The sequence below is a fragment of the Actinosynnema sp. NPDC059335 genome (assembly GCF_042752395.1).
Taxonomy (GTDB): domain Bacteria; phylum Actinomycetota; class Actinomycetes; order Mycobacteriales; family Pseudonocardiaceae; genus Actinosynnema.
In genome coordinates this window covers 1-12,299 of record NZ_JBHYXZ010000148.1, presented here as the reverse complement: position 1 = coordinate 12,299, position 12,299 = coordinate 1, and the positions used below count along the sequence as shown (strand labels likewise).

At 71.9% G+C, this 12,299-nt stretch carries 14 protein-coding genes; 12 read left to right on the top strand and 2 right to left on the bottom strand.

What is annotated here, in order from left to right; all coding sequences use genetic code 11:
* The first annotated feature begins 164 nt into the window (after positions 1-164).
* The 7 genes from ACFXGA_RS32485 to ACFXGA_RS32455 all read left to right on the top strand — a co-directional run bounded on the left by ACFXGA_RS32485 (position 165) and on the right by ACFXGA_RS32455 (position 6,391).
* Positions 165-1,163, top strand: a complete 999-nt coding sequence (locus tag ACFXGA_RS32485; protein WP_378094593.1) for an ABC transporter permease — start codon at positions 165-167, stop codon at positions 1,161-1,163.
* Positions 1,156-2,112 (top strand): ABC transporter permease, encoded by a 957-nt coding sequence (locus tag ACFXGA_RS32480; protein WP_378094591.1) that lies wholly within the window; start codon positions 1,156-1,158, stop codon positions 2,110-2,112. The genes ACFXGA_RS32485 and ACFXGA_RS32480 overlap by 8 nt, the downstream gene beginning before the upstream one ends.
* 38 nt (positions 2,113-2,150) lie before the next feature.
* Complete coding sequence (locus ACFXGA_RS32475) at positions 2,151-3,317, top strand: ABC transporter ATP-binding protein (RefSeq protein ID WP_378094607.1); 1,167 nt, start codon at positions 2,151-2,153, stop codon at positions 3,315-3,317.
* On the top strand, positions 3,314-4,381 hold the full coding sequence (locus ACFXGA_RS32470) for an ABC transporter ATP-binding protein (protein ID WP_378094589.1): 1,068 nt from the start codon (positions 3,314-3,316) through the stop codon (positions 4,379-4,381). The genes ACFXGA_RS32475 and ACFXGA_RS32470 overlap by 4 nt, the downstream gene beginning before the upstream one ends.
* 72 nt (positions 4,382-4,453) lie before the next feature.
* Positions 4,454-5,293 carry an N-acetyl-1-D-myo-inositol-2-amino-2-deoxy-alpha-D-glucopyranoside deacetylase gene (gene mshB / locus ACFXGA_RS32465; RefSeq protein ID WP_378094587.1) on the top strand — a complete coding sequence of 280 codons (840 nt, stop codon included), beginning with the start codon at positions 4,454-4,456 and terminating at the stop codon, positions 5,291-5,293.
* Positions 5,290-5,682: a hypothetical protein gene (locus tag ACFXGA_RS32460; protein ID WP_378094585.1), complete on the top strand. Its 393-nt coding sequence runs from the start codon at positions 5,290-5,292 to the stop codon at positions 5,680-5,682. The genes mshB and ACFXGA_RS32460 overlap by 4 nt, the downstream gene beginning before the upstream one ends.
* Positions 5,663-6,391 carry a hypothetical protein gene (locus ACFXGA_RS32455; protein ID WP_378094583.1) on the top strand — a complete coding sequence of 243 codons (729 nt, stop codon included), beginning with the start codon at positions 5,663-5,665 and terminating at the stop codon, positions 6,389-6,391. The genes ACFXGA_RS32460 and ACFXGA_RS32455 overlap by 20 nt, the downstream gene beginning before the upstream one ends.
* On the opposite strand, the gene ACFXGA_RS32450 is transcribed toward ACFXGA_RS32455, so the two are convergent.
* Positions 6,367-7,104: a GNAT family N-acetyltransferase gene (locus tag ACFXGA_RS32450; RefSeq protein ID WP_378094581.1), complete on the bottom strand. Its 738-nt coding sequence runs from the start codon at positions 7,102-7,104 to the stop codon at positions 6,367-6,369. The genes ACFXGA_RS32455 and ACFXGA_RS32450 overlap by 25 nt on opposite strands.
* A gap of 146 nt (positions 7,105-7,250) precedes the next feature.
* Between ACFXGA_RS32450 and fdxA the strand changes: the two genes are divergently transcribed.
* Complete coding sequence (gene fdxA / locus ACFXGA_RS32445) at positions 7,251-7,577, top strand: ferredoxin (RefSeq protein WP_378094579.1); 327 nt, start codon at positions 7,251-7,253, stop codon at positions 7,575-7,577.
* Positions 7,574-8,674 (top strand): succinyldiaminopimelate transaminase, encoded by a 1,101-nt coding sequence (gene dapC / locus ACFXGA_RS32440; RefSeq protein WP_378094576.1) that lies wholly within the window; start codon positions 7,574-7,576, stop codon positions 8,672-8,674. Before fdxA ends, dapC begins: the two co-directional genes overlap by 4 nt.
* 153 nt (positions 8,675-8,827) lie before the next feature.
* Here the strand turns inward: dapC and dapD are convergent, their stop codons facing one another.
* On the bottom strand, positions 8,828-9,799 hold the full coding sequence (dapD, locus tag ACFXGA_RS32435) for a 2,3,4,5-tetrahydropyridine-2,6-dicarboxylate N-succinyltransferase (protein WP_378094574.1): 972 nt from the start codon (positions 9,797-9,799) through the stop codon (positions 8,828-8,830).
* 25 nt (positions 9,800-9,824) lie between these two features.
* Between dapD and dapE the strand changes: the two genes are divergently transcribed.
* Genes dapE through ACFXGA_RS32420 form a run of 3 tightly spaced genes read left to right on the top strand, consistent with a single transcriptional unit; the run spans position 9,825 to position 12,224 of the window.
* The gene (gene dapE / locus ACFXGA_RS32430) at positions 9,825-10,886 is read left to right on the top strand and encodes a succinyl-diaminopimelate desuccinylase (RefSeq protein WP_378094572.1); all 1,062 of its coding nucleotides are present in this window, start codon (positions 9,825-9,827) and stop codon (positions 10,884-10,886) included.
* 28 nt (positions 10,887-10,914) lie between these two features.
* Positions 10,915-11,679 carry a TIGR00730 family Rossman fold protein gene (locus ACFXGA_RS32425; protein ID WP_378094570.1) on the top strand — a complete coding sequence of 255 codons (765 nt, stop codon included), beginning with the start codon at positions 10,915-10,917 and terminating at the stop codon, positions 11,677-11,679.
* Positions 11,676-12,224 carry a TIGR00730 family Rossman fold protein gene (locus tag ACFXGA_RS32420; RefSeq protein ID WP_378094568.1) on the top strand — a complete coding sequence of 183 codons (549 nt, stop codon included), beginning with the start codon at positions 11,676-11,678 and terminating at the stop codon, positions 12,222-12,224. Before ACFXGA_RS32425 ends, ACFXGA_RS32420 begins: the two co-directional genes overlap by 4 nt.
* Positions 12,225-12,299: the final 75 nt, after the last annotated feature.

Here is a 12,299-nt window from a genome sequence, read left to right as displayed (position 1 = left end):
CCCAAAAAACCCCCCGCGCGGGCCCCCGCACACCCCTGAGAGCCCCCCCGCCCCCCCCCCGGGGGGGGCCCCCCCCCCCCCCCCCCCCCCCCCCGGACGGTGTCCGCGTCCGGTAGGCTCCCACGCTTGCACGCGGGGGTGCCTAGGGAGACTAGAGACTCGTCATGTTCCGTTACATAATCCGGCGGTTGTTGATCTCGATTCCGCTGTTGATCGTCGCTTCATTCCTATGCTTCGGACTCGTCAACGCCATGGGCGATCCCCTGGGTGAGTGGAAGCTCGCGAAGCCCCGGACACCGGCGGAGATCGCCGCCGCTTACGAGCGGACGGGCTACGACAAGCCGTTCATGGAGCGCTACGTCAGCTGGGCGGGCAACTTCGTGACCGGCGACTGGGGCGAGTCCGTCGTCCCCGGCAACGCGGGCAAGCCCGTGAAGGAAGACCTGACCAGGGCGTTCGGCGTGACCCTGCGCCTGATCATCGGCGCGGAGCTGATCGCGCTGCTGCTCGGCATCGCCGTGGGCGTCGTCGGCGCGGTGAGACAGTATTCGATATTCGACTACACCGCGACCGGCATATCGTTCGCGATGTTCTCGATGCCCTTGTTCTGCGTGGCGCTCGTGCTCAAGGCGGGCGGCATCGAGTTGAACAACTGGCTGGAGTCCATCGGCGCCGACCGGTGGATCATCACCGCGGGCCCGCCGGGCGACGGGTTCGGCGGCAGCTTCGGCGAGCAGGTGTTCCAGTACAGCGGCGCGTACATCCTGCCGACCATTTCGCTGGTGGTCATCCAGTTCGCGCTCTACAGCCGTTTCCAGCGCGCGTCGATGTTGGAGACGCTCAACGCCGACTACGTGCGCACGGCGCAGGCGAAGGGCATTTCGGAGCGGCGGTCGATCTTCCGCCACGCGTTCCGCAACGCCCTCATCCCGATCATCACGGTCTCGTCGTTGAACATCGGCGCCGGCTTCGGCGGCGCGGTGATCACCGAAACGGTCTTCAGCTGGTCCGGCATGGGCAAGTTCATCGTCGAGGCGATCGAGCGGAAAGAGCCGTACCAGGTCCTCGGCTTCATGATGCTGACGGCCGTGTTCATCATCGTGTTCAACCTGATCGCGGACATCCTGTACGCCTTCCTGGACCCGAGGATTCGCCTTGACTGAGATCGGTTCCCCCGTGGCGCAGGCTCCCGCGCCCCAGCAGGGCGAGGCGAGCACGTTCGACACGACCACGGCGCGCAAGCAGTGGCAGGTCATCCTGCGGCGGTTCGCCCGCCACAAGGCCGCGCTGTTCGGCCTGGTCCTGTTCGTGATCCTGGTGCTGTTCGCCTTCTTCGGCGGGTTGTTCTGGAAGTACCCGTACACGGACCTGGGCTTCAAGCGGTACCTGCCGCCGAGCGCCGACCACCCGTTCGGCACCGACCGGCTGGGCGGCGACATGGTCGCCCTGATCATCCGCGGCACCCAGTTCTCGCTGCAGATCGCGATCGTGGTGGCCGTGCTGTCCACCGTCATCGGCGTGGTGCTGGGCGCGGTCGCGGGGTACATGAAGGGCTGGGTCGACACCCTGATCAGCCGCTTCATCGACCTGCTGCTGGTGATCCCCAGCCTGATCATCGCGGCCGTGCTGGTCCGCAACAGCTTCGTGGTGTCCGTGGCGGGCGGCAGCGGCGGCAGCAACTGGCTGATCGTGGCGCTGTACCTGGGCCTGATCGGCTGGCTGTCGATCGCCCGGGTGATCCGCGGCATGGTGCTGTCGCTGCGCGAGAAGGAGTTCGTGGAGGCCGCCCGCGCGCTGGGCGCGTCCACGTTCCGGATCGTGTTCCGGCACATCCTGCCCAACACCGTGGACGTGATCATCGTGAACGCCACGCTGGCGATCGCGCAGGCGGTGCTGCTGGAGGCCGCGCTGTCGTTCATCGGCCTGGGCGTGCAGAGCCCGGACACGTCGCTGGGCCTGATGATCAGCCTGAACAAGAACGAGCTGACGCTGCACCCGTGGCTGTTCCTCACCCCGTTCGTGTTCATCGTGCTGATCTCGCTCGCGGTGAACTTCATCGGCGACGGTCTCCGGGACGCCTTCGACCCGCGGCAGAAGAGGGTGAAGGCATGAGCGAGGTGGACGTGACCGCCGCCGGAGGTGGCAATCAGATGACGGCCGTGACCGAGTCGATCTTCGACAACACCGCCGGCGGCGAGAAGCTGCTGCGGGTCGAGAACCTGTCGGTCGACTTCCCGACCGACGACGGCACCGTGCACGCCGTGCGCGACGTGTCGTTCACCCTCGGCCCCGGCGAGGTGCTGGGCATCGTCGGCGAGTCGGGTTCGGGCAAGTCGGTGTCGTCGATGGCGATCATGGGCCTGCTGCCCAAGACCGCGAAGGTCGGCGGGTCGATCAGGTTCAAGGACCGCGAGCTGGTGGGCCTGAACTACAAGCAGATGCAGCCGGTGCGCGGCAACGGCATCTCGATGATCTTCCAGGACCCGATGACGTCGCTGAACCCGGTGTACACGGTGGGCTGGCAGCTCGCCGAGGCGCACCAGGCGCACCACGACGTGTCGAAGAAGGCCGCGTGGGCCAAGGCCGTCGAGGCGCTGGAGCTGGTGGGCATCCCGCAGCCGGACCGCCGCGCCGCCCAGTACCCGCACGAGTTCTCCGGCGGCATGCGGCAGCGCGCGATGATCGCCATGGCGATCATCAACGACCCGGACGTGATCATCGCGGACGAGCCGACCACGGCGCTGGACGTGACCGTGCAGGCGCAGATCCTGGACACGCTGCTGCGCATCCGGGACGAGACGAGCGCGGGCATCATGGTCATCACGCACGACCTGGGCGTGGTGGCGGGCATGGTGGACCGCGTGCAGGTCATGTACGGCGGCACGGTCGTCGAGCAGGGCACCGTGGACGAGGTCTTCGAGGCCCAGCGGATGCCGTACACCGTCGGCCTGCTGGGTTCGATCCCGAACCCGAACATGCTCGGCAAGCGGCTCACCCCGATCAAGGGCGCGCCGCCGTCGCTGATGAACCTGCCGCAGGGCTGCTCGTTCTCGCCGCGCTGCCCGCTGGCGATCGACGAGTGCCGCCGGACCGAGCCGCTGCTGCTCGAGACCGACCGGCCCGGCCACTTCGCGCGGTGCCACCGCTCCGCGCATCTGGCCACCATCGAGAACCCGCAGCGGTTGTTCGCCCACGACGAGATCGGCGTGGTCGAGAACCCCGCGGCGCTGACCATGGCCAACCCGGACGTCCCGGTGAGCGAGGACCTCGACGTGGTCGAAGCGCGGCTGCACGAAGAGGAGAACCCGACCTCATGACCTCCACCGACATCAACCCCCAGGCCGGCGGCCTCGCCTCGGGCGGCCGTCCGGGCGAGACCCCGCTGCTGGAGGTCAAGGACCTGGTCAAGTCGTTCCCGGTGCGCGGCGGCGGCATCATCCCGCGCACGGTGGGACAGGTCCAGGCGGTGTCCGGCGTGAGCTTCGACCTGTACCCGGGCGAGACGCTCGGCCTGGTCGGCGAGTCGGGCTGCGGCAAGTCCACCACCGGGCGCGCCATCCTCCAGCTGCACAAGCCGACGTCCGGCTCGGTGAAGTTCGAGGGCCGCGAGCTGACCCGGCTGCGCGGCAAGGACCTGCGCGGCGTGCGCCGGGACATGCAGATCGTGTTCCAGGACCCGTACGCGTCGCTGAACCCGCGCTGGCAGATCAACGAGCTGATCTCCGAGCCGTTCAAGATCCACGGCGTGCCGGAGGGCGGCAACCGGGACGTGCAGGCGCGGGTCAACGAGCTGATGGAGCTGGTGGGCCTCAACCCGGAGCACCGCAACCGGTACGCGCACGAGTTCTCCGGCGGCCAGCGCCAGCGCATCGGCATCGCCCGCGCGCTCGCGCTCAACCCGAAGCTCGTGGTGCTGGACGAGCCGGTGTCCGCGCTGGACGTGTCGGTGCAGGCGGGCGTGGTGAACCTGCTGGAGGAGCTGCAGGAGCGCCTGGGCCTCGCGTACCTGTTCGTGGCGCACGACCTGTCGGTGGTGCGGCACATCTCCGACCGGGTCGCGGTGATGTACCTCGGCAAGATCATCGAGATCGGCGACCGGGAGGACATCTACGCCCGGCCGATGCACCCGTACACGCAGGCGCTGCTGTCCGCGGTGCCGGTGCCGAACCCGAAGGTGGAGCGCCGCCGCCAGCGGATCGTGCTCACCGGCGACGTGCCGTCGCCGGTGAACCCGCCGTCGGGCTGCCGCTTCCGCACCCGCTGCTGGAAGGCGCAGGACATCTGCGCCGTCGAGGAGCCGAAGCTGGAACGGCGCGGCGACGGCAGCGGCACGCTCTCGGCGTGCCACTTCGCCGAAGTGGTGCCCGCGCTCGTCGGCTGAGCCGCCCGGCCGCCGCCGCGTGACGTGACCCTCGTGGCACGAACCGCGGCGGCGGCCGATTACTCTCATCCGGTGACGCTCACTGCTCCACCACGGTTGCTGCTGGTACACGCACATCCCGACGACGAAAGCCTGTGGACGGGCGGCACGATCGCCCGCTACTCGGCGGCGGGCGTGCACGTCACCGTGGTCACCTGCACCCTCGGCGAGGAGGGGGAGATCATCCCGCCCGCGCTCCAGGAGCTGACCGCCGACGCGGCCGACCAGCTCGGCGGGTACCGGGTCGCGGAACTCAGGTCGGCGTGCGCCGCGCTGGGCGTGACCGACCACCGGTTCCTGGGCGGCATCGGCCGCTGGCGGGACTCCGGCATGGCGGGCGTGGCGGCCAACGGGCACCCGCGGGCGTTCGTCAACGGGTCGTTCGACGACCAGGTCGCCGCCCTGTCCGAGATCATCGCGTCGGTGAAACCGCAGGTCGTGGTCACCTACGACGCGTTCGGCGGCTACGGCCACCCGGACCACATCCGGGCGCACGAGATCACCACGGCGGCCGCGACGGACGTGGACCGGGTGTTCCACGCGGTCACGTCGCGGTCGGCGGTGGAGGCGGGCGCGGCGGCGCTGGCGGAGATCCCCGACCTGCCGTGGCGGCTGCCCGAGGAGGGCGAGCTGCCCGTCACCGACGACGCCGCCATCACCACCACGATCGACATCTCCGAGCACCTGGTGGCGAAGCTGCGGGCGCTGCGGGCGCACTCGACGCAGATCAGCGTGTGGCAGGACGGCTCGGGCCGGGCCGCCTACGCGCTGTCCAACGGCATCGCGCAGCCCGTCGTGCAGGCCGAGCACTACGTGCTGGCCAGGGGGCCGGCGGCGGGCGCGGAGACGGACCTGTTCGGGGGGCTGGATTGAGCGATCGCCTGGCGCTCGTCGGGATCGCGGTCGCGGCGTTCGCGCTCGCCGTGCTGGAGCTGTTCTTCCTGCCGCTGCGGCTGGACGGCACGCTGCTGCCGCGGGTGGACGACCTGCCGTTCCCGATCACGGTGGTGCTCGCGATCGTGACCACGCCGCTGCTCGTGGTGGCCGCGTCCTGGCACGCGCGCCGCACCCTGGGCGTGGTGTCCCCGCTGCTGGTGTGGATCGGCACGCTGCTGCTGTTCGGCTTGTTCGGACCGGGCGGCGACGTGGTACTCCTCAACGACTGGCGCACCCTGGCGCTGTTCGCCGGGGGCGCGCTGCCGGGCGCCGTCACGGTGGGCGCGCACATGGGGAGGACCGCCGGTGGCGGAGGCGATCACTGACCGGGACGTGGTGCGGGCGCTGCGCCCGTTCGTGCGGGCGACCGGTCCGCTGCTGGACGCGTTGCGCGACGCGAACCTGCTCGGCCTGCGCGACCGCGAGGTGGAGCGGGACGCCGACCGCGCGCTCGTCGACCGGCTGTGGGACCAGCTGGCGTCGGTGAAGGCGCCCGGCACGGCCGCGTGGGCGCGGCTGGACGTGACCGGGCGGGACGAGTTCTGGCTCAACCGGGTCGGCCGGGTGGTGTCGCTGGTCGCGGCGCTGCCCGGCCTCGGCGGCGTGCTGGCCGACCGGCTGCCGGTCCAGTCGGCGCTCGGCGCGGCCGGGCAGGGCCTGCTGCTGTCGGCGATCGCGGGCGAGCACGGGTTCACCTCCACCGAGGACCGGGTGCGGCTGCTCGCGCACGTGCTGTTCCAACGCGAGGTCGACGGGCTGCCGGTGGACCGGCGCGACGAGGACGAGCGCACCGCCGAGCTGACCGAGGACCTGCGGGGGCGGTCCACGTTCCGCGCGATCGGCGGCACGATCTGGAAGCTCGCCAAGGTCCTCTGGAAGCTGGAGGACGAGCTGGACAAGCGGCCGCAGGGCCGGCTCCGCCACCAGGCCCTCGGCATGCTGCCCGTCGTCGGCGTGGTGGGCGACTACTTCGGCGAGCGCTCGGCGTTGAAACGGGTCCGCGCGGCCGCCTACGAGTGGTTCGACACCCAGTAGCGGTAGCGGTGGTGCTCGCCGAAGCCCAGCGACCCGTAGAGCGCGATCGCGGCCTCGTTGTGCTCGGCGACCTGGAGCGCGCACGTCGTCGCGCCGCGGTCCAGGCCCCACGCGGCCAGGCCCGCCATCAGCCGCCGGGCCAGTCCCCGCCGCCGCGCCTCGGGCCGCACCGCGAGCCGCGCCACGTGCAGCAGGTCGCCCACGACCGCGCCGCGCACCGCGGCGAGCACCCGGCCGTCGCGCACGACCGCGCCGAACCCGACCCGCTCGCCGGACGTCAGCACGTGCCGCTGCGCGGGCGTCGGGTCCGGCTGGGCGGCCAGCTCCCACCATCCGGGAGGCGGCGAGCCGGCCACCACCACGTCGGCGGGCTTCGGGGTGGCGAACCGATCAAGCCGGCCGGTCATCACCAGCGACTCCGCGCCGCCCGGGTGGTCGAGGTCGACCCGCCAGCCGGCCGCGCGCACCCCGGCCTCGGCGGGCGCGCCGACCACCACGTGCGCGGTCGGCCGGATGCCGTGCGCGGTCGCGAAAGAGATCACCTCGCGGAGCGCGTCCGGCACCGGCACGCCGGGATCGCCCGTGGTCAGGGCGCTGTTCGCGCGTCCGGTGAACCCGCCGGCGGCCCGCAGCCGCCACTGGCCGAGCGGCCGGTCGACCAGGGCCGGCCACGCGTCGGCACACCGCTGCTCCAACTCGGTGACGTCGTGCACCACGGCATCGTGCCCCGCGCGGCCGGACGGCGGTCTGTGAGCTGGAGCACGGTGCTGATAAGGCAAGCCTGCGCGTTGGACAATCGACTTCGCCGCGTACTCTCCGGCTTGCGCGGTGTGGACCAGAACAAGAGCAGGAGAGCGCAGTGACCTATGTGATCGCCCAGCCGTGCGTGGACGTGCTCGACAAGGCGTGCATCGAAGAGTGCCCCGTCGACTGCATCTACGAAGGCGACCGGATGCTCTACATCCACCCGGATGAGTGCGTCGACTGTGGTGCTTGCGAGCCGGTGTGCCCCGTCGAGGCCATCTACTACGAGGACGACGTGCCGGACGAGTGGAAGGAGTACACCAAGGCGAACGCGGACTTCTTCGCCGAGCTGGGCTCCCCCGGCGGCGCGTCCAAGGTCGGCAAGGTCAGCGCGGACCCGCCTTTCATCAAGGCCCTCCCGCCGCAGGCGTCGCACGAGTGATCTCCGGCGCCTCGCGGCGGCTCCCGGACTTCCCCTGGGACTCGCTGGCCGACCACGCCGCCACGGCGCGCGCGCACCCCGGTGGCGTGGTCGACCTGTCCATCGGCACGCCGGTGGACCCCGTGCCCCCGGTGATCCGCGAGGCGCTCGCGTCGGTCTCCGACGAGCCCGGCTACCCGACCACGCACGGCACGCCCGCGTTGCGGGAGGCCGCGGTGGGGGCGTTGGCGCGGCGGCACGGCGTGACCGGGCTCGACCCGGTGGCGGTGCTGCCGACCATCGGGTCCAAGGAGCTGGTGGCGTGGCTGCCGACGTTGCTGGGCCTCGGGCCGGGTGACGTGGTGGCCATCCCGGCGCTGTCGTACCCGACGTACGAGGTCGGCGCGCGGCTGGCCGGGGCGTCGGTGGTGCGGCTGGCCGACGGCGAGCCGCCGCCGCCCGGGACGGCGCTGGTGTGGCTGAACTCGCCGTCCAACCCGACCGGCCGGGTGCTGGACGCGGAGCGGATGGCGCAGGCCGTGGCGGACGCGCGGGCGGTGGGGGCCGTCGTGGCGTCCGACGAGTGCTACCTGGCGCTGGCGTGGACGGCGTCGCCGGTGTCCGTGCTCGCGCCGTCGGTGACCGGGGGCTCGCTGGACGGCGTGCTCGCGGTGCACTCGCTGTCGAAGTCGTCCAGCCTGGCCGGGTACCGGGCGGGGTTCGTGACGGGCGACCCGGCGCTGGTGGCGTCGCTGCTGGAGGTGCGCAAGCACGCGGGGATGATCGTGCCCCGGCCCGTGCAGGCGGCCATGACGGCGGCGTTGGAGGACGACGCGCACGTGGCGGAGCAGCGTGAGCGGTACCGGGCGCGGCGGGACGTGCTGCTGCCCGCGTTGACCGCGGCGGGGTTCACCGTGGACCACTCGGAGGCCGGGCTGTACCTGTGGTCGAGCCGGGACGGCGAGGACGCGTGGGACACCGTCGCGTGGCTGGCGGACCGGGGCGTCCTGGTCGCGCCGGGCACGTTCTACGGCCCGACGGGCGACCGGCACGTCCGCATCGCCCTGACCGCCTCCGACCACGCCATCACCACCGCCACCACCCGCCTGACCACCTAACCCCGCGTGTCCTACGTTCGCGTCACGCGTGTCCTACGTTCGGAACACCCGAGTTGAACGTTCAGAACAACGAGCGGCGTTCCGAACGTTCAACTCGGGGTACGTGAACGTAGGACACGCGCGTTCCGAACGTAGGACACGCGCGGGGGTTGGTCAGGTGTTGGAGTGGAGGGCGGCGTTCAGTTCGACGCCCGTGCCCTTGCGGGGCAGGACCTTGACCACGCCGGTGGTCGAGTCGCGCAGGAACAGCAGGTTGGACATGCCGGACAGCTGACCGGCCTTGACCACGGCCCCGTCCGCGCCGGTCACCTTGGTGCCCGCGGTGATGTAGAGGCCGGCCTCCACCACGCAGTCGTCGCCCAGCGAGATGCCCAGGCCGCCGTTCGCGCCGATCAGGCACCGCTCGCCGACCGAGATGACCTGCTTGCCGCCGCCGGACAGGGTGCCCATGATCGACGCGCCGCCGCCGACGTCCGAACCGTCGCCCACGACCACGCCGGCCGAGATCCGGCCCTCGACCATGGACGCGCCGAGCGTGCCGGCGTTGAAGTTCACGAACCCCTCGTGCATCACGGTCGTCCCGGACGCCAGGTGCGCGCCCAGCCGCACGCGGTCCGCGTCGGCGATCCGCACCCCGCTCGGCACGACGTAGTCGACCATCCTGGGGAACTTGTCCACCCCGTGCACGGTGACCGGCCCGCGGGCGCGCAGCCGCAGCCGGGTCTGCTCGAACCCCTCCACCGCGCACGGCCCGAAGTTCGTCCACACCACGTTGTTGAGCAGCCCGAACACGCCGTCGAGGTTCGCGCCGTGCGGCCGCACGAGCCGCGTGGACAGCAGGTGCAGCCGGAGCCACACGTCGTAGGTGGAGGTGGGCGCGTCGGCCAGGGACCCGATGCCGACCCGGACGCCGACGACCTCGACGTCCCGCTCGGCGTCCGCGCCGAGCTGCTTCGCGGCGGCCTCACCCAGCTCGGCCGAGACCTCCGCGGCCGACAGCAGGGCCACGCCGGGCTCCGCGGTCCCGAGCGACGGCGACGGGAACCACGTGTCCAGCACGGCGCCGGTGGGGGTGACGGTGGCGAGTCCGACGCCGTACGCGCCGGTGGGGTTTGCGGTGCTCACGGCTGTCAACGGTAACGTGCGCCGGGTGGCCGACACCTTGCACCTCGCCGCCGATCCCGTCACGTTGACCGCCGCGCTGGTGGACATCCCCAGCGTCTCCGGCGACGAGGCCCGCCTCGCCGACCTCGTCGAGCGGTCGCTGCGCGAGCAGACCCCCCTGGAAGTCACCCGGTCCGGCAACGCGGTGCTGGCGCGCACGAACCTCGGCCGCCCGTCCCGGGTGGTGCTCGCGGGCCACCTCGACACCGTGCCGGTCAACGACAACCTGCCGTCCCGCCTGGAGGACGGCGTGCTGCACGGCTGCGGCACGGTGGACATGAAGGGCGGCGACGCGGTGATGCTGCACCTCGCCGCGACCGTCGCCGACCCCCGCCACGACCTCACGTTCGTGTTCTACGACTGCGAGGAGGTCGAGGCCGTCCGCAACGGCCTGGGCCGGGTCGAGCGGGACCTGCCGGAGTGGCTGCGCGGCGACCTGGCGATCGTGTGCGAGCCGTCCAACGGCGTCGTCGAGGCGGGCTGCCAGGGCACGATGCGCGTCGAGGTCCGCACGAAGGGAGCCCGCGCCCACACCGCGCGTGGCTGGATGGGCGTGAACGCGATCCACGCCCTCGGCGAGGCCCTGCGCCGGCTGGAGGCGTACGAGGCGCGGCAGGTGGACATCGACGGCTGCCGCTACCGGGAGGGCCTGCAGGCGGTGCGGGTCAGCGGCGGCGTGGCGGGCAACGTCGTGCCGGACGAGGCGGTGCTCACGGTGAACCACCGCTTCGCCCCCGACCGCTCCCCGGAGCAGGCCGAGCTGCACCTGCGCGAGGTGTTCGAGGGCTACGACGTGACGGTGACCGACAGCTCGCCGGGCGCGCTGCCCGGCCTGACCGCGCCGACCACCCGGGAGCTGGTCGCGGCCGCCGGCGGCGACCCGGTGGCCAAGCTCGGCTGGACGGACGTGGCCCGCTTCGCCGCGCTGGGCATGCCCGCGGTGAACTTCGGGCCCGGCGACCCGACGCTCGCGCACACCCGGCAGGAGAACGTGCCGGTGGACCAGATCGTGCGGTGCGCGGACGTCCTGCGCCGGTTCCTCGGGTGAGCCGGGCCGCGCGGCTAGACTCCGGTCAATGAAGGATGGCGTGGACGAGCACCCCAGGGAGAAGCAGCGCGGACCGGTCGTGCTGCGCCGGGAGCGGCGGGACGAGCTGACCACCACCGACCAGCGCCTGCTGGACTCGCGCGGCCCGAGCGACTGGGTGCACACCGACCCGTGGCGGGTGCTGCGGATCCAGGCGGAGTTCGTCGAGGGGTTCGGCGCGCTGGCCGAGCTGCCGAGCGCGGTGACCGTGTTCGGCTCGGCCCGCACCGGCCGCGACCACCCCGAGTACGAGATCGGCCGCAAGCTGGGCGGCGCGCTGGCCGAGGCCGGGTTCGCGGTGATCACCGGCGGCGGTCCGGGCGCGATGGAGGCGGTGAACCGGGGCTGCTCGGAAGCGGGCGGGTACTCCGTGGGGCTGGGCATCGAGCTGCCGTTCGAGCAGGGCCTGAACCCGTGGGTCGACCTGGGCGTGAACTTCCGCTACTTCTTCGTGCGCAAGACCATGTTCATCAAGTACTCGCAGGCGTTCATCTGCCTGCCGGGCGGGTTCGGCACGCTGGACGAGCTGTTCGAGGCGCTGACCCTGGTGCAGACGAAGAAGGTCACGAAGTTCCCGGTGGTGCTGTTCGGCACGAAGTACTGGCAGGGCCTGTACGACTGGGTGCGCGACTCGGTGCTGGCGAGCGGCAAGGTGGGCGAGAAGGACCTGGACCTGCTGTACCTGACCGACGACATCGACGACGCGGTGCGCGTGGTGAACGACGCGCACAAGGCCTGGGCGGACGCGCATTGACCGCCGTCACGGTGTACTGCGGGTCGTTGCGGACGGTCCCGGACGGCTACCTGGAGCTGGCGGCCGCGGTCGGCGCGGGCATCGCGGCCCGCGGCTGGTCGCTGACGTGGGGCGGCGGCCGCACGTCGATGATGGGCGCGGTGGCGCGGGCGGCCCGCGAGGGCGGCGCCCGCACCACCGGCGTGATCCCGCGCGGGCTGGTGGACCGCGAGGTGGCCGACACCGACGCCGACGACCTGCTGGTGGTCGAGACCATGCGGGACCGCAAGGCGTTGATGGAGGCGCACGGCGACGCGTTCCTGGCGCTGCCCGGCGGCATCGGCACCTGCGAGGAGCTGTTCGAGGTGTGGACGTCGCGGGTGCTGGCCATGCACGCGAAGCCGGTGGTGCTGCTGGACGTGGACGGCCACTACCGCGGCCTGCTGTCCTGGCTGGAGGAGTTGCGCGAACGCGGGTTCGTGTCCCGGTTCGCGCTGGACTCCCTCGTGGTCACGCAGGACGTGGACGCGGCGCTCGACGCGTGCGCTAGCTGTACTGATTCGTGACGTTGTTGACGTCTAGGCGGTCAGTCGGGTGATGGGTGGCTGGCCGCCGAGGGCGCTGTGGGCTCGGTGGTGGTT

Coding starts and splice junctions, on each gene's coding strand:
- ACFXGA_RS32485 (WP_378094593.1), top strand. CDS start 165: ATGTTCCGTTACATAATCCGGCGGTTGTTGATCTCGATTCCGCTGTTG.
- ACFXGA_RS32475 (WP_378094607.1), top strand. CDS start 2,151: ATGACGGCCGTGACCGAGTCGATCTTCGACAACACCGCCGGCGGCGAG.
- ACFXGA_RS32470 (WP_378094589.1), top strand. CDS start 3,314: ATGACCTCCACCGACATCAACCCCCAGGCCGGCGGCCTCGCCTCGGGC.
- ACFXGA_RS32425 (WP_378094570.1), top strand. CDS start 10,915: ATGAAGGATGGCGTGGACGAGCACCCCAGGGAGAAGCAGCGCGGACCG.